This window comes from Streptomyces sp. WG5, assembly GCF_049974565.1.
Lineage (GTDB): Bacteria > Actinomycetota > Actinomycetes > Streptomycetales > Streptomycetaceae > Streptomyces.
In genome coordinates this window covers 1-20,521 of record NZ_JBNGGC010000021.1, presented here as the reverse complement: position 1 = coordinate 20,521, position 20,521 = coordinate 1, and the positions used below count along the sequence as shown (strand labels likewise).

At 72.8% G+C, this 20,521-nt stretch carries 10 protein-coding genes; 4 read left to right on the top strand and 6 right to left on the bottom strand.

The features are described 5' to 3' along the window. Positions 1–82: 82 nt before the first annotated feature. The gene (locus ACP4IX_RS22350) at positions 83–2,284 is read right to left on the bottom strand and encodes an ATP-dependent DNA helicase UvrD2 (protein ID WP_426522362.1); all 2,202 of its coding nucleotides are present in this window, start codon (positions 2,282–2,284) and stop codon (positions 83–85) included. A 177-nt stretch (positions 2,285–2,461) separates the two neighbouring features. On the opposite strand from ACP4IX_RS22350, the gene ACP4IX_RS22345 reads away from it, so the two are divergent. Beyond that, positions 2,462–2,719, top strand: a complete 258-nt coding sequence (locus ACP4IX_RS22345; protein WP_426522361.1) for a mycoredoxin — start codon at positions 2,462–2,464, stop codon at positions 2,717–2,719. A gap of 357 nt (positions 2,720–3,076) precedes the next feature. Here ACP4IX_RS22345 and nudC read toward each other — a convergent pair whose 3' ends face one another. The 5 genes from nudC to ACP4IX_RS22320 form a co-directional block, all read right to left on the bottom strand. After that, positions 3,077–4,021, bottom strand: coding sequence for an NAD(+) diphosphatase (gene nudC / locus ACP4IX_RS22340; RefSeq protein WP_426522360.1), 945 nt, complete (start codon positions 4,019–4,021; stop codon positions 3,077–3,079). Between the two features lie 160 nt (positions 4,022–4,181). After that, positions 4,182–5,594 (bottom strand): dipeptidase, encoded by a 1,413-nt coding sequence (locus ACP4IX_RS22335; protein WP_426522359.1) that lies wholly within the window; start codon positions 5,592–5,594, stop codon positions 4,182–4,184. A gap of 10 nt (positions 5,595–5,604) precedes the next feature. Next, positions 5,605–9,294, bottom strand: coding sequence for a UvrD-helicase domain-containing protein (locus ACP4IX_RS22330; RefSeq protein ID WP_426522358.1), 3,690 nt, complete (start codon positions 9,292–9,294; stop codon positions 5,605–5,607). 269 nt (positions 9,295–9,563) lie between these two features. Next, positions 9,564–13,103, bottom strand: coding sequence for an ATP-dependent helicase (locus ACP4IX_RS22325; protein ID WP_426556467.1), 3,540 nt, complete (start codon positions 13,101–13,103; stop codon positions 9,564–9,566). 362 nt (positions 13,104–13,465) lie between these two features. Next, on the bottom strand, positions 13,466–13,852 hold the full coding sequence (locus ACP4IX_RS22320; RefSeq protein ID WP_426522356.1) for an MGMT family protein: 387 nt from the start codon (positions 13,850–13,852) through the stop codon (positions 13,466–13,468). A 185-nt stretch (positions 13,853–14,037) separates the two neighbouring features. Between ACP4IX_RS22320 and ACP4IX_RS22315 the strand changes: the two genes are divergently transcribed. The 3 genes from ACP4IX_RS22315 to ACP4IX_RS22305 all read left to right on the top strand — a co-directional run bounded on the left by ACP4IX_RS22315 (position 14,038) and on the right by ACP4IX_RS22305 (position 20,386). Next, positions 14,038–16,821 (top strand): lysylphosphatidylglycerol synthase transmembrane domain-containing protein, encoded by a 2,784-nt coding sequence (locus tag ACP4IX_RS22315; protein ID WP_426556466.1) that lies wholly within the window; start codon positions 14,038–14,040, stop codon positions 16,819–16,821. Positions 16,822–17,132: 311 nt separating this feature from the next. After that, positions 17,133–18,692: an alpha/beta hydrolase gene (locus tag ACP4IX_RS22310; RefSeq protein WP_426556465.1), complete on the top strand. Its 1,560-nt coding sequence runs from the start codon at positions 17,133–17,135 to the stop codon at positions 18,690–18,692. A 140-nt stretch (positions 18,693–18,832) separates the two neighbouring features. Beyond that, positions 18,833–20,386 (top strand): alpha/beta hydrolase, encoded by a 1,554-nt coding sequence (locus ACP4IX_RS22305; protein WP_426522353.1) that lies wholly within the window; start codon positions 18,833–18,835, stop codon positions 20,384–20,386. The last annotated feature ends 135 nt before the right edge of the window (positions 20,387–20,521 follow it).

Below are 20,521 nucleotides of genomic sequence, written 5' to 3'. Positions count from 1 at the left end.
TCGGGAAGGCCGCTGCTCCCGTGACCAAGAACCTATGGGGATTCCCGGGGCATGCGCAAACTATTTTTTCGACGAGTTCGTATCAGTCGCCTTCGTCAAGCCCCACTCCGCTCTGGCCTGCGCAGATGGCCAGTACATCCGCTCCGTACCGGTTGAGCTTCCGCGCGCCGACCCCCGGGATCCGTACCAGCTCGCGCTCGTCCTCCGGGACGGACTCGGCGATCGCCATCAGCGTCTTGTCGGTGAAGACGCAGAACGCGGGCTGACCGCTGCGCCCCGCCTGGATCGCACGCCACTCGCGCAGCCGCTCGTAGACCCCCTCGTCCATGTCGGACGGGCAGTCCTCGCAGCGCATCAGCTTCATCTCACCCGCGTCGGTGAGCGTGCGCCCGCAGACCCGGCAGCGGGCCGGGATCCGCTGCACCCGTCTGGGGACCGCCGCCGCGACACCGCCTCCCCCGAAGCCGCGCTCCACGCCTCCCGAGCCGCCTGCGGCCGTACGTCCGCCGGCCGTCCCCGAACCGGGCCGCAGCCCCTGCAGGAAGCGGCTGGGACGGCGGCTCGGCCGACCGCCGGGTGAGCGGGCGAGCGCCCAGGAAAGATGCAGGCGTTCGCGCGCCCGGGTGACGCCGACGTAGAGGAGGCGCCGCTCCTCCTCGACCTGCTCGTCGGTCTTTGCGTAGGCGATCGGCATCATGCCCTCGGTGACGCCCACCAGGAAGACGACGTCCCACTCCAGCCCCTTGGCCGAGTGCAGGGAGGCGAGGGTGACGCCCTGCACCGTCGGGGCGTGCTGGGCCCCCGCCCGCTCGTCGAGTTCCGTGACGAGGTCGCTCAGGGTGGCGCCCGCTCTGGCGGCGGCGAAGTCCTGGGCGAGGTTGACCAGGGCGGCCAGCGACTCCCAGCGCTCGCGGACGGCACCCGACCCGGCCGGGGGCTGCGGGGACCACCCCTCCCCGGACAGCACCGCGCGCACTTGGGAGGGCAGGTCGACGGCGTCGTCGAGGAGGGAGTCGTTGCCGCCGAAGCGCGCCGCGGCCCGCAGGGAACTGCCGGCTTTGCGTACTTCAGGGCGGTCGAAGAAGCGCTCCGCACCGCGCAGCTGGTAGGGGACCGCGGCGTCGGCGAGGGCCTGTTCGTAGGTCTCCGACTGGGAATTCGTGCGGAACAGGACCGCGATCTCGGCGGGCGGGACACCCGAGTCGATGAGTTCGCGGATACGGCGGGCGGCGCCCTCTGCCTCGGCCGGTTCGTCGGTGTACTCGGCGTAGACGGGCTCAGGGCCCGCCGGACGCTGGGAGACCAGCTCCAGACGGTGGTCCGCGGCCCGGCCCCGGGCCTGGGCGAGCAGACCGTTGGCCAGGTGGACCACCTGCGGGGTGGAGCGGTAGTCGCGGACCAGCTTGACGACGGTGGCGCCGGGGTGACGGCTGCGGAAGTCGAGCAGGTGGTCGGGGGTTGCTCCCGTGAACGAATAGATCGTCTGGCTGGCGTCGCCGACCACACACAGGTCGTCGCGGTCGCCGAGCCACAGTTCCAGCAGGCGCTGCTGCAAGGGGCTGACGTCCTGGTACTCGTCGACCACGAAGTGCTGGTACTGCGCGCGGACCTGTTCGGCGACATCGTGGCGGTCCTGCAGGACGGCCACCGTCAGCAGCAGCACGTCCTCGAAGTCGATGACGCCGCGTCCGCGCTTCAGGTCCTCGTAGGCGGAGTAGAGCTGGGCGATCTCGGCCGGGTCGCGGGGCACCTCACGGCCGGCCTTGGCCGCCGCGAGGGCGTAGTCGGCGGGCACGGTCTGGGTCACCTTGGACCACTCGATCTCGGCGGTGGCGTCGCGCAGCTCGCCCCGGTCGAGGCGGATGCCGCAGGCGGCGGCCGCGTCGGCGACGAGTGGGATCTTGCGGTCCACGAGCCTGGGCAGGGAGCCACCGATCGCTTTCGGCCAGAAGTACTGGAGCTGGCGCAGCGCCGCCGAGTGGAACGTACGGGCCTGGACGCCTGCGGCACCGAGCTGGCGCAGGCGGCCTCTCATCTCTCCGGCGGCACGGTTGGTGAAGGTGACGGCGAGCACGCTGGAGGGCTGGAGGATCCCCGCGCGTACCCCGTAGGCGATGCGGTGGGTGATCGCCCGGGTCTTGCCGGTACCGGCGCCCGCCAGCACGCACACCGGGCCGCGCAGGGCGGTCGCCACCTCGCGCTGCTCGGGGTCGAGCCCTTCGAGCACCGCGTCGGCCGAGTCCGGTACCTGCGGGAAGAGGGTGGAGTGCGTTGCTGCTGTCACACCGCCATGCTGCCAGGTCGCGGGAGACGGGTGAGTCGGTTGTCCACAGGCACCCACTGATAGTCGTATCAATGCGACGGGCGTCACGTGCCTTGGTCACGCCGGGAATGGTGGCGCCGCCGAGGACGTTCCCTCCGTGCGACCTCATTCCCGAGCCGCCGAAGGAGCGCGATAGACATGCCGGGCACTGTGACGATGTACAGCACCACGTGGTGCGGCTACTGCCGTCGGCTGAAGAGCCAGATGGACCGCGAGGGCATCGCCTACACCGAGATCAACATCGAGCAGGACCCGGAGTCCGCCGCGTACGTGGAGAAGGCGAACGGCGGAAACCAGACGGTACCCACTGTCCGGGTGGTTCCGTCCACGGGTGGCGACGAGGTCGTGATGACCAACCCGAGCCTTGCCCAGGTGAAGCAGGCTCTCGCGGTCTGACGCCGGCGCACACGAAACCCCCGACCGATCCCAAGAGGGGTCGGTCGGGGGTTTCGTGTGCGCGCCTGCCGCGCCGTGGGCCCGGACACGGCGGTGGTGACGAAGCGAGCCATCGCCTCCGGCCGGCAGGACGACCTGCGCACAGTCGGCGGCATCACGGCGGGACCGCTCCGGGGCGTACTCACCGTGGTCGGCCCGGCCGCCGTTCTGGCGGCGTCCGCCACGGCCCACACGGGTCAGCAACGGCCGCCACGTCCCGGCCCTGGACACGCCTGCGCGGTGGCACGGCAGACGTTCGAGACGCGTAAGGGGGTGGCCTCCTCACCGGGGAGGCCACCCCTTACGCGTCGGCCTGTCTCAGAAGGAGCCGCGCGTCGGCAGTGGCTTGCCGTACCAGAGCTCGATGAGGCGCGCCGCGATGGAGATGCCGTAGGGCGGCAGCACCTCGCCGGAGTCGAAGGCGGCGCCCAGCTCGTCGCGGGAGAACCAGCGGGCCTCGTGGATCTCGTCGCCGTCGACGTTGATGTCGGTCGAGGTGGCGTGGGCCATGAAGCCCAGCATCAGGCTGGACGGGAACGGCCAGGGCTGGCTGGCGACGTACTCGACGGGGCCGACGGTGATGCCGGCCTCCTCGTAGACCTCGCGGCGGACCGACTGCTCGATGGACTCACCGGGCTCCACGAAGCCGGCGAGCGTCGAGAAGCGGCCCTCGGGCCAGTGGACCTGGCGGCCGAGCAGGATACGGTCCTCCCCGTCCGTCACCGCCATGATCACCGCGGGGTCGGTGCGCGGATAGTGCTCGGCGCCGCAGGCGGGGCAGCGCCGGATATGACCGGCCGCGGCGATGACGGTGCGCTCGCCGCAGCGGGAGCAGAACCGGTGCAGGCGCTGCCAGTTCTCCAGGGCGACCGCGTGGGCCATCAGACCCGCATCGCGGGGTGACAGGAGCAGGCCCGCCTCGCGCAGGCCCGCGGGGCGGGCGGACTGGTCCATGCGCCCGGGCAGGGTGTCCTTCTGGAGGGCGAAGTAGCTGACGCCGTCCTCGTCCGTGCCCAGGAAGTAGCGGTGCGCCTCGGTGAGCGGGGCCTCGAAGGACGGGGTCATGACGAGTTCGGTGCGCCCGTCGGGCGTCTCGTCGATGAGGGCCTGGCCGCCGGAGACCACGAAGCAGCGCGTCGAGGGATGGCTCCACGCCGCGGCGAGCCATGCCTCGTCGAGGCGGTGGTGGGCGGCGCGGTCGATTCCGCTCGGGGCGGTGAGCGAGATGGGACGGTCGGCGGTGTGGTCGGTCCAGGTGGTCACGGGTGCTTCCAACTCCCCCGGTGAGCGGTTCGGTGCGGCAGGCGGTTCAGCGGGTCGTACGACGGGTGGCGACCGGGTCCGGAGAGCTCGGCGGCGCGGGGCGGCCCCTCCAGTGTGCCGCGCCCGCGATGCCGGTCCTGACCACGGCCGTGCGGAGCGTTCAGGGCGCGTGGCGCCAGTGTTCCGCCAGGTCACCCCACAGGTGGGCGGAGGCCTCGACGCCCTTGAGGAGCAGGTCCAGCTCCACCTTCTCGTCGGGGGCGTGCCAGCCGTCGGACGGGACGGAGATGCCGAGGAAGAGCACCGGTGTGCCGAGGACCTCCTGGAGGTCGGCGGCCGGGCCCGAGCCGCCCTCACGGGTGAAGCGGACCGGTGTGCCGAAGGCCCGGCCCATGGCGCGGACCACCGACTGCAGGGCCGGGTGGTCCAGCGGCGTCAGGCACGGTCGCGTGGCCGAGCCGAAGGTGATCTCGCAGCGGATTCCGGGGGGCACCTGCTCGGCGGCCCAGGCGCGGACGGCCTTCTCGACGTGGTCGGGGTCCTGGCCCGCGACCAGCCGGAAGGAGAGCTTCACCATGGCGGACGACGGGATGATCGTCTTGCTGCCCGGGCCCTGGTAGCCGCCGCCGATGCCGTTGACCTCGGCGGTGGGGCGGGCCCAGACGCGTTCCAGGGTGGTGTGCCCGGCCTCGCCGTGGGCGGCGTACGACTTGGCCGTGCGCAGCCACTGCGGCTCGTCGAAGGGCAGCTCGGCGAAGAGGTCGCGTTCGTGGTCGGTGAGTTCGATCACGCCGTCGTAGAAGCCGGGGACCGCCACGCGCGCGTGCTCGTCGTGCAGGGCGGCGACGAGGCGGGCGACGGCGGTGGCCGGGTTGGGGACCGCACCGCCGAAGGAGCCCGAGTGGATGTCCTGGTCGGGGCCGTGCAGCCGGATCTCGCACTCGGCGAGGCCGCGCATGCCCGTGCACACCGTAGGGGTGTCCTCGGACCACATGCCGGTGTCGGAGACGATCACCGCGTCGGCGCCGAGCCGTGCGGCGCGCTCCTCGACCAGGGCGTGGAAGTGCGGGGAGCCGGACTCCTCCTCGCCCTCGATCAGCAGTTTGAGGTTCACCGCGGGGGCGGTGCGGCCGGTGGCGGCGAGGTGGGCACGGACGCCGAGTGTGTGGAAGAACACCTGCCCCTTGTCGTCGGCCGCCCCGCGCGCGTAGAGGCGGTTCTCACGGACCACGGGCTCGAAGGGGTCGCTGTCCCAGCCGTCCTCGCGTGCGGCGGGCTGCACGTCGTGATGGCCGTAGACGAGGATCGTCGGTGCCTGCGGGTCACCGGAGGGCCACTCGGCGAAGACGGCCGGGGCGCCCTCGGTCGGCCAGACCTCGGCGGTCGGGAAGCCGGTCTCCTTCAGTTTGGCGGCGAGCCAGTCGGCGCTGCGGCGCACATCGGTCGCATGGTCGGGCTGGGCCGACACGGACGGTATGCGCAGCCAGTCGACGAGGTCGTCGAGGAAGGCGGCGCGGTGCTGCTCGATGTACGCACGGACAGCGCTGACAGCATTGTCAACGGGGTGGCTCATGCTCACGAGCCTATCGGCCCGCAGGGACACCCCGATCGTGCGGTTCGTCACCGACCGGCTCGGCCAGCAGCAGATTCTCCAGCGCGGCGCGGTCCGGCAGCCCCTCGGGGCGTACGACCTCGCCGGTGCGTACGTACAGGAAGGCGGCCGTCACGGACTCCAGCGGTACGTTCATCTGCTCGGCCCAGGCAAGGCGGTAGAGCGCGAGCTGGAGCGGGTCCCCGCCGGCGGCGCGGCTCGTCTTCCAGTCGACGATCTCGTACGTCGCGGTCTCCCCGTCGCCCTCCTTGTAGACGGCGTCGATGCGGCCGCGTACGACACGGCCGGCGAGCGAGAGCTGGAAGGGGGCTTCGACGCGGTACGGGGTGCGCCGGGCGTACTCGGTGCGCTCGAACGCGTCCTTGAGGAACTCCAGGTCGCGTTCGTCGGCGACCTCTGCCTCGCTGCCGGGGAGCTCCTCCGGTTCGAGCAGGGGCAGCATCAGTGGTTCGAAGCGGGCCTCGACCCAGGCGTGGAAACGGGTGCCGCGGCGGGCGGCGGGCTGGGGCGGGCGGGGCATGGGCCGGGCCAGCTCCTGCGCGAAGCCGTCCGGGTCGGCGGCCAGGCTCAGCAGCTGGGTGGCAGTCAGCGACGCCGGGAGGTGCACCTCGGTGACGCTCTCACGGGCCCGTAGGAGCTCGCCGGTGAGGGCGTCGAGGTCGCGGTCCCAGGAGGCGACGGTGCGGGCCTCCTCCGGGGTGAGGCGGGCGGGGGCGGCCGGGTCCCGGGGGGCGGGGTGAGCCGGTGGCTGCTCCTCGGGGTGGGGGCGGGGCAGGTCGGTGCCGGGCTGTCCGGGGGGCGTCGCCTGGTGGGGGACGGTGGGGCGGCGGTCCGGCGGTCGCGTGGTCGGCCGGTCCGGCGGGGGGACGGCCCGCCGGACCGGCGGCGGCGTGGCGGATCCGTCCGGCGGCGGTGTGACGGGGAGGTCCGTCGGCGGTGCGGACCGGAGGTCCGCGTGCGGCGTGGAAGGGAGGTCCGCCTGTGAGGCGACGGGGCGGTCCGTGGTCCAGGACTCCCAGTCGCCGGGGTCTTCGGTCCAGCCGGGGCCCTCTTCGTCCTGGGGTGCCTCGTCGTCCTCGGGGGGCGGCGGCCAGTCCGGGTCGCCGTAGGTGTTCACGTCGTGCGTGGCGGCTGGGCGGCCGCCCCCGTCCTCGTGGGAGGCGAGGCTGTCCAGGTGGGCGAGGACCGTCTCGGCGGCGGCCCTGCGTCGGGCGAGTGCCTCGTCGTCCAGGGGCAGAGGCCAGGCCTGATCGGCGGTCGCCCGGTGCAGGGCCGGGTTCACCTCGTCCTCGGCGGGTTCGTCCGCCCAGGCCTCGATCTCGCCGTACCCGGCGGCGCAGTGCTCGTACAGGGCGGTGAGGAAGTCGGACGGTCCGCGGGGTTTCTTCTGGCTGGGGCCCCACCAGTGGCCGGAGCCCAGCAGCAGGGACCGGGGGCGGGTGAAGGTGACATAGCCGAGGCGGAGTTCCTCGGTGTGCTGGTGGCCCTTCATGGATTCGTGGAAGGCCTTCAGTCCCCGGGAGTCCCAGGACTCGACGTCGGGCAGGGTGTCGGCGTCACCACGCAGGCCGTGCGGCAGCACCTTGCCCTGGGCGGTCCACTTCTCGCGGCCCTGGCCGCTGGGGAAGGTGCCGGTGACCAGGCCGGGTACGGCGACGACGTCCCACTCCAGGCCCTTGGACTTGTGCGCGGTGAGCACCTTGACGGTGTTCTCACCGCCGGGCAGGGCGTTGTCCAGGCCCTTCTCGTACTGGGCGGCGGTGCGCAGGAAGCCGAGGAAGGCGAGCAGGGTGGCCTCGCCGTCGCTCGCGGCGAAGGACGCGGCGACGTCGAGGAAGTTCGACAGCGTCTCGCGGCGGCGGGCGGCCAGGGCGTGCGGGGACGCCGACAGCTCGACCTCCAGGCCGGTGACCGCGAGGATGCGGTGCAGGACGTCCATGAGCGGGTCGGACAGGGCACGGCGGAGGTCGCGCAGTTCGGCGGCCAGCCGTGCGAAACGCACCCGGGCGTCCGCCGAGAAGGGCAGCCCGTCGTCGTCGCCGGTGCCGTCCCACGGCGTCTCCAGGAAGGTGTCGAGCGCGTCCGCGAGCGATATCACCTCGGACGGGTCGACCCCCTCGACGGCCTCGGCGAGCCGCCGGTCGGGGTCGTCGTCGCCGTCCACGCGCGCGTGGCTTACCAGGAGCCGGGCGCGACGGCCCAGAAGGGCGAGGTCGCGCGGGCCGATGCGCCAGCGCGGGCCGGTGAGCAGGCGTACCAGGGAGGCGTTCGCACCGGGGTCCTGGAGTACTTCGCAGACGGCGACCAGGTCGGCCACCTCGGGCAGGTGCAGCAGACCGGAGAGGCCCACGACCTCGACGGGAACGTCGCGGGCCACCAGTGCGCCCTGGATCTCGGCGAAGTCGGTCGCCGTGCGGCACAGGACGGCGATCTCGCCGGGCGTCCTGCCGGTGCGCACGAGGTGCGCGACGGAGTCGGCGATCCAGTCGATCTCCTCGGCGTGGGTGCGCAGCAGGGCGCAGCGGACCGTGCCGTCGCGTTCCGCGCCCGGGGCGGGACGCAGGGCTTCCACGCCCGCGTGCATGGCGCGCAGGGGCTCGGCGAGACCGTTGGCGAGGTCGAGGAGGCGGCCGCCGCTGCGGCGGTTCTCGCTGAGCGCCTGACGGGTGGCGGGGCGGCCGTCCCCATGTGCGAAGTGCTCAGGGAAGTCGTCGAGGTTGGCGACGGAGGCGCCGCGCCAGCCGTAGATGGCCTGGCACGGGTCGCCCACGGCGGTCACGGGGTGGCCGGTGCCGCCGCCGAAGAGGCCCGCCAGGAGGATGCGCTGGGCCACCGAGGTGTCCTGGTACTCGTCGAGCAGCACGACCCGGAACTCGTCGCGCAGGACGCGGCCCACCTCGGGGAGCCCGGCGAGCTGCGCGGACAGGGCGATCTGGTCGCCGAAGTCGAGCAGATCCCGCTCGCGCTTGGCGGCCCGGTAGCGGATCACCAGGTCGGCGAGTTCGCGGCGCGCGGCGGCGGCCTCGGGAACCTTGCGCAGATCGGCGTTGCTGAGCTTGACGTCCCGCAGGGTGTCCAGGAGGCCGGCTTCCCAGGTGCGCAGTTCCTCCGGGCGTACGAGGTGCTCCGCGAGTTCGGCGTCCAGGGCGAGGAGGTCGCTGACCAGGTCGGCGAAGGAGCGGGTGAGCGCGGGGTAGGGCCCGGGGGCCTCGCGCAGGACACGCGCGGCGAGCTGGTAGCGGGTGGCGTCGGCGAGCAGACGGGAGGTCGGCTCCAGGCCGAGGCGCAGGCCGTGGTCGGTCAGGAGGCGGCCCGCGAAGGCGTGGTACGTCGAGATCACCGGTTCGCCCGGCGGGTTGTCCGGGTCGATCACATCGGGGTCGGTGACGCCGGCCCTGATCAGCGCCTTGCGGACCCGCTCCGCGAGTTCACCGGCCGCCTTGTTGGTGAAGGTGAGACCGAGGACCTGTTCCGGGGCGACCTGGCCGGTGCCGACCAGCCACACCACACGTGCGGCCATCACCGTCGTCTTGCCCGACCCGGCCCCGGCCACGATCACCTGCGGGGCGGGCGGCGCGATGATGCAGGCCGTCTGCTCCGGGGTGAAGGGGATACCGAGGAGCTCCTTGAGCTGTTCGGGATCAGTGAGATGGGCTGGCACGTCAGAGAGGCTAGCGGCGGGCACTGACAGGCGGGCGCGGGATCGCCTCCGGAGCGGGAAACGCGCAGGTCAGCACGTGTGGTGCCGCTCATCACACCGGACTGCCCGCTCGCTCCGGGCGCTTCGGTCACTCCGGGTGCTCCAGGTCTCCGGGGCTCCAGGTCTCCGGGGCTCCAGGTCTCCGGGACTCAGGGGCTCAGGGGCTCCGGGACTCAGGGGCTCCGGGGCTCCGGGACTCCGGGGCTCAGGGACTCAGGGGCTCAGGGCGCTCACTCCACGACGTGCCGCCCCTCGGGCCGTGCACTGCACGACGCGCGGAAGGCGCAGTGGGTGCAGTGCTGGCCCGCGGTCGGCGTGAACCGTTCGTCGAGGACCTTGCCGGCGGCCGTGGCCAGCAGGTCCCCGACCCACTCGCCCCCCGGCCCTTCCAGGGGGTCCTGCGCCTGCACCTTGGGGAAGGTCTCGCCGCCGTCCCGCTTGGGCGCGCCCTGGCGCAGCTGGACGAGCTCGGCGCCGCCCGGCCCGGGGCGGGTGCCGTCGAAGACGTCGTCGACAGCGCCTTCGCGGACGGCGAGCTGGTAGACGGCGAGCTGCGGGTGGTGGGCCACCTCGGCGGAGGTGGGCGCCTGTTTGCCGGTCTTGAAGTCGACAACGTAGGCGCGGCCGTCGCCGTCGGTCTCGACACGGTCCATCTGGCCGCGGATGCGCACCTCGTACTCGCCCGCCTCCAGGGTCACGTCGAAGTCGTGCTCGCTCGCCACCGGCGTGCGTCCGGCGCGGTCCATGACATGCCACTTCAGGAAGCGTTCGAGCGCCACGCGCGCGTTGGCCTTCTCCTGCGCCGACTTCCACGGGGCGTCGAAGGCGAGCGCGTTCCACACCGAGTCCAGGCGCTCCATGAGGACGGCGAGGTCGGCCGGGGTGCGTCCGGAGGCCACCTCGTCGGCGAGGACGTGCACCACGTTGCCGAAGCCCTGGGCGGCGGTCGCGGGCGCGTCGGCCTTCACCTCCCGGCCGAGGAACCACTGGAGGGCGCAGGTGTTGGCCAGCTGGTCCAGGGCGCTCCCGGAGAGGGTGACGGGCTGGTCGCGGTCGCGCAGGGGCGCCTTGCTCTCGGTCGAGTCCCACATGCCCCACCAGCGATACGGGTGGGCGGACGGCACCAAGGGGCGGCCGTCCTCGTCGGCGAGGGCGGCGAGGCGCGCCAGCCGGCGGGCGGCGGCCTCCCTCAAGGGTTCGGAGACGCGAGGGTCGACCGTGGTGGCGCGCAGCTCGGCGACGAGCGCCGGGACGGCGAGAGGGCGACGCGGGCGGCCCGTGACGTCGGCGGGTTCGACTCCGAGTTCGGTCGTGAACCGGGAGGGCTGGTCACCGTCGTCGGCCGGTGCCTTCACGGCGGTCACGACGAGCCGCTCACGCGCGCGCGTGGCGGCCACGTAGAACAGGCGGCGCTCCTCGGCGAGCAGCGCGCCGGGGGTGAGCGGTTCGGCGAGTCCGTCGCGGCCGATCCGGTCGGCCTCCAGAAGGGAGCCGCGGCGGCGCAGATCCGGCCACAGTCCCTCCTGGACGCCCGCGACGACGACCAGGCGCCACTCCAGCCCCTTCGAGCGGTGCGCGGTCATCAGGCGGACGGCGTCGGGCCGTACGGCACGCCGCGTGATGGTGTCGGCCGCGATGTCCTCGGCGTCGATCTCCTCCAGGAAGTTCAGGGCGCCCCGGCCGCCGGTGCGCTCCTCCGCGCGGGCGGCCGTCGCGAAGAGCGCGCACACGGCGTCGAGGTCGCGGTCGGCGTTGCGTCCGGCCGCGCCGCCACGCCGAGCGGAGCGCTCCAGGCGGGCGGGCCACGGCGTGCCCTCCCACAGGTCCCACAGCGCCTCCTCGGCGCTGCCGCCTTCCGCCAGACGCTCGCGGGCCTTGCGCAGCAGAGCGCCGAGACGCTGGGCGCCGCGCGCGTACGCGGGGTCGTGCACCGCCAGCCGCTCCGGCTCGGCCAGCGCGCGCGCGAGCAGTACGTCCGAGGGCGGTGGCAACGGGTCGCCCGCGGCACGCTCCTCCTCCCGCAGAGCGCGGCCGAGGCGGCGCAGATCGGCGGCGTCCATGCCGGCGAGCGGGGAGGTGAGCAAGGTGAGGGCGGTCTCGGTGGGGAGCCAGCACGGGTCCTTCGCGCGGTCGGCGCGTTCTGCGGGCGCGGTCTTCGCCGCCGCCGTATCGGCGTCGGCCCCGGGTCCGGCCTGCACCGCCGCCTCCGCGTCGGCCCCGGACCCGGCCTGCACCGCCGCCTCCGCGTCGGCCCCGGACCCGGCCTGCACCGCCGCCTCCGCGTCGGCCCCGGAGCCGGCCTGCAGGGCCGCCCCAGGTGCGGCCTGCATCACCTCGCCGGCGTCGTCCCGACCCGGGCCGTCCTCGGCCTCGGCCCCGTCCGTGACGCCGCCGTCCGCCCGGCGTATCGCCTCCCCCGGCACAGCACCGTCCGCCCGGCGTACGGCGAGGCCGGCCCCGGGCCGTTCGCCCGCCTCCGCCTCCGCCACCGCCCGCAGCGCCGTCAGCAGGGGCGCCACCGCCGGCTCGTGTCGCAGGGGAAGGTCGTCGCCGTCGATGTCCAGGGGGACGCCGGCCGCGGTGAGGGCGCGGCGGACCATGGGGATGGTGCGTGACCCGGCGCGTACCAGGACGGCCATGTCGCCCCAGGGGACGCCGTCCTCCAGGTGGGCGCGGCGCAGGATGTCGGCGATGTTGTCGAGCTCGGTACCGGATGTCGGGTACGTGAACACCTCGACGCGCCCTCCGTCCCGCACCGGGGCCGGCTCGCGGTGGGCGCGCGCCTTGTCGGCGGGGAGCCGGGTCAACGGCATGCGCTGGGTCAGCAGCCGGGTCGCGGCCAGGAGGGCGCTCCGGGACCTGCGCGAGGTCCGCAGCACCTCGACCGGCGCCGGGCGGCCGTCCGCGCGCGGGAAGGCGGTCGGGAAGTCGAGGATGCCGTTCACGTCCGCGCCCCGGAAGGCGTAGATCGACTGGTCGGGGTCGCCGAAGGCGACAAGGGTGCGCCCGTCCCCGGCCAGGGCGTGCAGCAGCCGGACCTGGGCCGGGTCGGTGTCCTGGTACTCGTCGACGTAGACCGCGTCGTACTGCGCGGCCAGGTGCGCGGCGACCTCGGGACGGCGGGCGAGGAGCACCGCGCGGTGGACGAGTTCCGCGTAGTCGAGCACGCCCTGCAGGTCGAGCACGTCGAGGTACTCGGCGAGGAAGACGGCGGCGGCCCGCCAGTCGGGGCGGCCGATGCGTCGGGCGAAGGCCCCCAGCGCGTCCGGCCCGAGGCCCAGCTCGCGGCTGCGGGCGAGGACCGCGCGGACCTCGTCGGCGAAGCCGCGGGTGGTCAGGCAGGCCCGCAGCTCGTCGGGCCAGCGCACATGGGCCAGGCCGAGCCGCTCCAGGTCGACCTGCCCGGCGAGCAGCTCGCGTACCGTCACGTCCTGCTCCGGACCGGACAGCAGCCGCAGGGGCTCCACGAAGAGGTCGCCGGACTGGTGAGCGCGGACCAGGGCATAACCGAAGGAGTGGAAGGTGGTCGCCCGGGGGGCACGCGTGGCCCCCATGCGCAGCGCCATCCGGTCGCGCAGTTCGAGGGCCGCCTTGCGGCTGAAGGTCAGCACCAGGATCCGCTCGGGGTCGCCGCCCCGGGCGACACGGTCCGCCACGGACTCGACGAGCGTCGTGGTCTTGCCGGTGCCCGGGCCCGCGAGGACGAGCAGCGGTCCGGTCCGGTGGTCAACCACGGCGCGCTGTGCGGCGTCCAGACGAGGGGGATCCATTCGCTCCGGCGGGGTACGCACCAGCCGGTAAGCGCCACGGCTCCCCCGTCGCACCGGGGGGTGCGACGGGTGCCGGGCAGAGGAGAAGGAGCTCACGTGGTTCGCCGGTCCTGGTGGGTGTGCTGGTGGGCCGTCCGCGCTGCGGGCACGACGGGGGCCGCGGGATGAGAGGGACTGGTGCAGCCGACGCTACGCCGACGGATGAGGCGGAAGCAGAGCTTCCCCTTCTTCCCTCGGGCCACGCAGGCCGCCTGTGTCCCCCGCCCCACGAACGTACGTCATGCCACGGACGTACCCGAAGTGTCCCTTTTCCCTCATACGGATCACAGGTCACACGTCGGTCGTCCCGATGGCGGAAGCTGTCAGATGTGACCCTGTGCGCGTCCGCCGCCGTCCCACCGCGCCCGTTTCAGATCGAGGCGCGGCAGATGCCCCTCCGCGGCTCTGCTCGCCTCCTTCAGGGGCGTACCCTCCTCCCGGTAGCGGTCGAGCGCCTCCAGCTCCTGCCCCGCGAGCAGGACCCCGTCCGCGCGGACGACGCGCCACCACGGAACGCCTCCCCCGTAGAGGGACATCACCCGTCCGACCTGGCGGGGTCCTCCCTCCTCCAGGTACTCGGCGATGTCCCCGTACGTCATGACCCGGCCCGGCGGAATCAGCTCGGTCACCTCGAGAACCCGCTCGGCGTACTCGGGCAGCGCGTCCGCGTACTCCGCGCGGGCATCGTCGGGAAGGTTCTGCTCGCTCATCCGACCCATCCTGCCCCACTCCGCCGACAGCGCGACGCGCTCGTGACGGTGCGCGTCCCTCGCCCGGAAGCGGCGCTTCGGGCAGACTGTGCGGCCCGCACGGGCACCCTGATGCCTGTCGAGGCGGACGCGGCATGCCACCATCGTGCGGGCGGTGACCAGTGATACGAGAGCAAGAAGAGGCGATGAAACAGCAGGGTGTGCACCCCGAGGACCCCGAGGACACCTCTGGCTCTTCGTCGCGCCCGGACACCGCGGACGGCGACGGCGAGAAGGCCGGCCGGCGGACGGCCGCAGGCAGGACGGCGACCGCCGCCGACCCCGACGACGTCGCGCACATCGACGAGGTGGAGGGCGACGAACCGCTGCTCCCCGCGCGCGTGCACCGCCCGTCCGACCTGATGCGGCTCCTGGTGGGTGTACTCGCCATCGCCGTACTGCTCGCCGTCGCCGCCTTCGCCCACGGCACGACCTCGGGCCTCGAGCAGGACATCAACAAGGGCACCGGGCAGGCACCCGATCTGCTGATCAAGATCGCGGGACTGGCCTCCAGCATCGCGATCCTCCTGGTGCCCGTCGCGTTCGCGATCGAGCGGCTGATCAAACGGGACGGGCTGCGGATCGCCGACGGGGTGCTGGCGGCGGTCCTCGCACACGGCGTGACCCTCGCCACCGACCTGTGGGTCGCCAAGGCGGCCCCCGGCTCCATCCAGGAGGCACTCACCCAGCCCTCGCCCGGCGACGTCCACGCTCTCACCGACCCCGTGCACGGCTACCTGGCGCCGGTCATCGCCTACATGACGGCCGTCGGCATGTCCCGCAGACCCCGCTGGCGCGCGGTGCTGTGGATCGTGCTGCTCCTCGACGCCTTCTCGATGCTCGTCACCGGCTACACGACGCCGTTCTCGATCATCCTGACAGTGCTCATCGGCTGGTCCGTGGCCTACGGAACGCTGTACGCGGTGGGCTCCCCCAACGTCCGCCCCACCGGGCGGACGCTGATGGCGGGCCTGCGGCACGTCGGCTTCCGCCCGGTGACCGCCGCCCGCGAGGAGGCGCCGTCGGACACCGCGGAGACCGGCGACCGCGGCCGCCGCTACTTCGTCACGCTGGAGGACGGCCGACCGCTGGACGTGACGGTGGTGGACCGGGAGCAGCAGGCACAGGGCTTCTTCTACCGCGCGTGGCGCAACCTGACGCTGCGCGGCTTCGCCACCCGCAGCAGTCTGCCCTCCCTGCGGCAGGCCCTGGAGCAGGAGGCACTGCTCGCCTACGCGGCGATCGCGGCCGGCGCCAACGCCCCCAAACTGATCGCGACGTCCGAACTGGGTCCCGACGCCGTGATGCTCGTCTACGAGCACACCGGCGGGCGCACCCTCGACTCGCTGTCGGACGAGGAGATCACCGACGACCTGCTGCGCGGCACCTGGGAGCAGGTGCGGGCCCTGCAGTCCCGGCGCATCGCGCACCGCAGGCTGGTGGGCGACGCGATCCTGGTGGATCACTCCGGCACGGTGATCCTCACCGACCTGCGCATCGGCGAGATCGCCGCCGGGGACCTGCTGCTGCGCATGGACATCTCCCAGCTCCTGGTGACGCTCGGCCTGCGGGTGGGTGCCGAACGCGCGGTCGCCTCGGCGGTGGACGTGCTCGGCCCCGACACCGTGGCGGACTGCCTGCCGATGCTCCAGCCCATCGCGCTCAGCCGCTCCACGCGCGCGACCCTGCGCAAGCTGGCCCGGGAGCGGGCCGAGCGCGAGCGGGAGGCGGTCCTGGAGTCGTCCCGGCAGGCGAAGCTCGCCCGCGCGGAGGCGGCCGCCGACCACACGGGCCCCGTACCCGGGGCCTCCGACAGGACCAGCAGACCGGAAAAGGCCGACAAGGCCGAGAAGAAGGCCGTACGCGCCGAGCAGCGGGCGGAGAAGCGGGCCGTCGACGAGGCGCTGGAGGGGGCCCGCGAGGAGGACCTGCTCACGCTGATCCGGCACGCGGTGCTGCGGATCAGGCCGCAGGCCCCCGTCGAACCGGCCCGCCTGGAACGAGTGCGGCCACGGACGCTGATCAGCTTCATCGCCGGGGCGATCGGCGCATACTTCCTGCTGACGCAGCTCACCCACATCGAGTTCGGGCCCCTGATCTCGAACGCCCAGTGGGGGTGGGTCGCCGCGGCCGTGCTGTTCTCCGCGGCGAGCTACGTCGCCGCGGCGATGGCCCTGCTGGGGTTCGTGCCCGAGCGGGTGCCGTTCCTGCGGACCGTGGCCGCGCAGGTCGCCGGGTCGTTCGTGAAGATCGTCGCCCCCGCGGCGGTCGGCGGGGTCGCCCTGAACACCCGCTTCCTCCAGCGCGCGGGGGTGCGCCCCGGTCTCGCGGTCGCGAGCGTCGGCGCGTCGCAGCTGTTCGGGCTCGGCTGCCACATCCTGATGCTGCTGTCCTTCGGCTATCTGACCGGCACCGAGAAGACACCGTCGCTGTCCCCGTCCCGGACGGTCATCGCGGGTCTGCTGACGGTGGCTGTGCTCGTGCTCGTGGTGACCTCGGTGCCGTTCCTGCGGAAATTCGTCGTCACGCGCGTGCGGTCGCTTTTCGCCGGAGTCGTACCGCGCATGCTCGATGTGCTGCAACGGCCGCAGAAGCTGGTCACCGGCATCGGCGGCATGCTGCTGCTCACCGCCTGCTTCGTGATGTGCCTGGACGCCTCGATCCGGGCCTTCGGCGACGAGTCGACGTCGATCAGCCTGGCGAGCGTCGCGGTCGTCTTCCTCGCGGGCAACGCACTGGGGTCCGCGGCGCCGACGCCGGGTGGTGTGGGCGCGGTGGAGGCGACGCTGACCGTCGGCCTGATCGCCGTCGGCCTCCCCAAGGAGGTCGCCGCCCCCGCGGTCCTGCTGTACCGGCTGCTCACGCTCTGGCTGCCCGTACTGCCGGGCTGGCTGGTCTTCAACCACCTGACGCGGAAAGAGGCGTTGTAGCCGTCTCCGGGCCGGACCCGCACACCTCGGCCCCTGAACCCGTACGACTCAGGACCGGACCGCACACCTCGGCCCTCGACCACGCACGCCTCAGGACCGGACCGCACACCTCGGCCCTCGACCACGCACGCCTCGGCCCTTGTCCCGTACAGCTCGGGCCGGACCCGTGCCCCCAGTGAGCGAGACTCCCGTGCCTCGGGGTCTCGACACCGTGCTCACCGGGCCGCATCCAAACACCCCAAGGGCCCGCCCCGTACCTCGTACGGCTCCGGCCCCGAGCGCATGACACCGCGCAACCGCACGATGGACGCATGCCGACTTCCTCCCGGCTGCGAGCCGCCCCCCTCACCACCCTCACCACCGCCACCGCCCTGACCCTGTCCGTCCTGATGGCGGGCTGCGGCGACGGAAGCCGGGAGGACGGGGACCTGACGAGCCAGAAGCTCGACTGGAAGGACTGTCCGGCTCCGTCCGGAGCCGAGGGCGGCGGCACCGCCCCGTCCCCGCTGCCGGACGGCGACGCCTGGCAGTGCGCCACCATGAAGGCTCCGCGCGACTGGGCCGACCCCAAGGACGACACGATCGACCTCGCGCTGATCCGTGCCGAGGCCAGTGGTGAGGCAGACCGGCGGATCGGTTCACTCGTCTTCAACTTCGGCGGTCCGGGCGGATCGGGCGTCACCACGCTGCCCGCCTTCGGCCAGGACTACGCGAAACTGCGCACCCGCTACGACCTGGTCAGCTTCGACCCACGCGGTGTCGGCCGCAGCGCCCCCGTGAAGTGTCTGGACGACAAGCAGCTCGACACCTACTTCCAGCAGGACGCCACCCCCGACGACGCGGCCGAACGCACCGAACTGGTGGACAGCACGGAGGAGTTCAACGCGGCCTGCGAGAAGCACTCGAAGCAGATCCTGCCTCACGTGCGCACCACCGACGCGGCCCGCGACATGGACCTGATGCGCCAGGTCCTGGGCGACGACAAACTGCACTACTTCGGCATCTCCTACGGCACCGAACTCGGCGGCGTCTACGCCCACCTGTTCCCCAAGAAGGTGGGCCGCGCCGTCTTCGACGCGGTCGTCGACCCGACGCGGACGCCGGAGCAAAGCTCGCTCGCGCAGGCGAAGGGCTTCCAGCTCGCGCTCGACAACTTCGCCGAGGACTGCGTGTCGAAGGCCGAGGACTGCCCGGTCGGGAACAGCGCCCAGGACGTCAAGGACCGCATGGCGCGGCTCCTGAAGGACCTCGACCGCGAACCCGTCCCCGGCGTCTTCCCCCGCGAACTCACCCAGACCGCCGCGACCGGCGGCATCGCACAGGCTCTGTACTCGAAGGACTTCTGGGAGTACCTCACCGACGGTCTGGAGCAGGCGTACAACGGTGACGGCAGGGTCCTCATGATGCTGTCGGACGCGTTGAACGGGCGCAACGAGAACGGCGAGTACAGCAACATCACCGCGGCCAACGTCGCCATCAGCTGCGCCGACGAGAAGCCGCGGTACGACCCCGCCTACGTGGAACGCAAGCTGCCCGAGTTCCGGAAGGCCTCCGCGTTGTTCGGTGACTACCTCGCCTGGTCCATGCTCGGCTGCACCGGCTGGCCGGTCGCCGGTGCCGCCGAGCATCCCGACGTCAGCGCGCCCGGTGCGCCGCCGATCCTGGTGATCGGCAACACCGGCGACCCGGCGACGCCCTTCGAGGGCGCGGGAAGGATGGCGGAGGCGCTGGGGGAGCGTGTCGGCGTGCAGCTGACCTACCAGGGCCAGGGGCACGGGGCCTACGACAGCAAGAACAAGTGCGTGCAGGACGCGGTGCACGGCTACCTGCTGGACGGCAAGGCACCGGCGGCCGGAACCGTCTGTTCCTGACCTCCACAGCACCACGACACGAGAAAAACCGCAGCTCAGAAAGTTGTCCACAGGGCGCGGCAGGTGCTGCGCGATCCACCTACCATGGCATGACCGCCATCCACTGCACGGCGTGGACGGCTTGCGAGGGGGGAGAGCACATGGCGCGTCTCGTACGGTGGACGGCTCTGACGGCCGCCGCCGCACTGCTGGCAACGGCGGGCTGCAGCAGCGGCTCGTCCGGTGACCGGGAGGACGACGGCGGGACAGGCGGGGCGAACAGCGCACGGCCGTCGGTGGCCGCGCCGTCCGGGGTGCCCGAGTCGCTGGCCTCCCAGACGCTCGACTGGAGCCGCTGCAAGGGCACCGCCGACTCCCCCGCGCCGGACGGCGACTGGCGGTGCGCCACGCTCGAGGCGCCGCTGAACTGGGCCGAGCCGGACGGCGAGACGATCGACCTCGCGCTGATCCGTGCCGAGGCGACCGGCGACGAGCGCATCGGCTCGCTGCTGTTCAACTTCGGCGGCCCCGGCGGTTCGGGCGTCTCCATGATGCCGTCCTACGCCGACACCGTCTCCTCCCTGCACGAGCGGTACGACCTGGTGAGCTGGGACCCGCGGGGGGTGGCCGCCAGCGAGGGGATCCGCTGCCGCGACGACGAGGCGATCGAGGACGCCGAGTCCGTGGACTCCACTCCGGACACCACGGCCGAGGAGCAGGCCTACCTGAAGGATGCCGCCGACTTCGGCAAGGGCTGCGAGAAGGCCGCCGGCAAGCTGATGGGGCACGTCTCGACCACGGACACGGCCCGCGACATGGACCTGATGCGGCATGTGCTGGGTGACGAGAAGATGCACTACTTCGGCATCTCCTACGGCACCGAACTCGGCGGTGTCTACGCCCACCTGTTCCCGAAGCGTGTGGGGCGCGTGGTCCTCGACGCGGTCGTGGACCCGAGCGCCGACACGATGGGCCACGCCGAGAACCAGGCCAGGGGCTTCCAGCGCGCTCTGGACGACTACCTGAAATCCACCGGGGAGGACCCGGAACAGGGATCGCGGGAGATCGCCGACCTGCTGGAGCGGCTCGACGCGGAGCCGCTGCCGACGTCGTCGCCCGGGCGGAAGCTGACCCAGACGCTGGCACTCACCGGCATCGTGCTGCCGCTCTACAGCAAGGACGGGTGGCCGGCCCTGACCAGCGCGCTGGCCGCGGCCGAGGAGGGTGACGGCTCCGAGCTGCTGGCGCTCGCCGACGGCTACAACGAGCGTGACCCCTCGGGGCGCTACGGCACGACGACCCACTCCCAACGGGTCATATCGTGCCTGGACGACAAGCAGCGGCCGACCCTGGAGGAGACGAAGAGGCTGCTGCCGAGGTTCGAGAAGGTCTCGCCCGTGTTCGGGGCCTTCCTCGGCTGGGACACGGCCGGGTGGTGCCACGAGTGGCCGGTGGCCGGTCAGCACGAGACCCCCGAGGTGAGCGCCTCCGGCGCGGCCCCGATCCTGGTGGTCGGCAACACCGGCGATCCGGCCACGCCCTACGAGGGTGCCCGCAGGATGGCGGACGAACTGGGCAAGGACGTGGGTGTGGTGCTCACCTGGAAGGGCGAGGGACACGGGGCGTACGGGAGCGGAAGCGACTGTGTCGACGCCACGGTGGACGCCTACCTGGTGAAGGGGACGGTGCCGGAGGACGGCAAGGTCTGCTCATGACGGCGGCGGGGGGGGGGGGGGGGGGGGGGGGGGGGGGGGGAGGCCCCGCCCGGCCCCGCCCCCCGGGACGGGAAGGGAGGAGAGAGAGGAAAGAGCAGAAAAAGGGGGGGAAAAAAAAAAAAAAAAAAACACACC

Bases quoted from the DNA above. Each gene is read 5' to 3' on its own strand.
- ACP4IX_RS22345 (WP_426522361.1), top strand. From the start codon at position 2,462: ATGCCGGGCACTGTGACGATGTACAGCACCACGTGGTGCGGCTACTGC.
- ACP4IX_RS22335 (WP_426522359.1), bottom strand. From the start codon at position 5,594: ATGAGCCACCCCGTTGACAATGCTGTCAGCGCTGTCCGTGCGTACATC.
- ACP4IX_RS22325 (WP_426556467.1), bottom strand. From the start codon at position 13,103: ATGGATCCCCCTCGTCTGGACGCCGCACAGCGCGCCGTGGTTGACCAC.
- ACP4IX_RS22320 (WP_426522356.1), bottom strand. From the start codon at position 13,852: ATGAGCGAGCAGAACCTTCCCGACGATGCCCGCGCGGAGTACGCGGAC.
- ACP4IX_RS22315 (WP_426556466.1), top strand. From the start codon at position 14,038: ATGAAACAGCAGGGTGTGCACCCCGAGGACCCCGAGGACACCTCTGGC.
- ACP4IX_RS22310 (WP_426556465.1), top strand. From the start codon at position 17,133: ATGCCGACTTCCTCCCGGCTGCGAGCCGCCCCCCTCACCACCCTCACC.
- ACP4IX_RS22305 (WP_426522353.1), top strand. From the start codon at position 18,833: ATGGCGCGTCTCGTACGGTGGACGGCTCTGACGGCCGCCGCCGCACTG.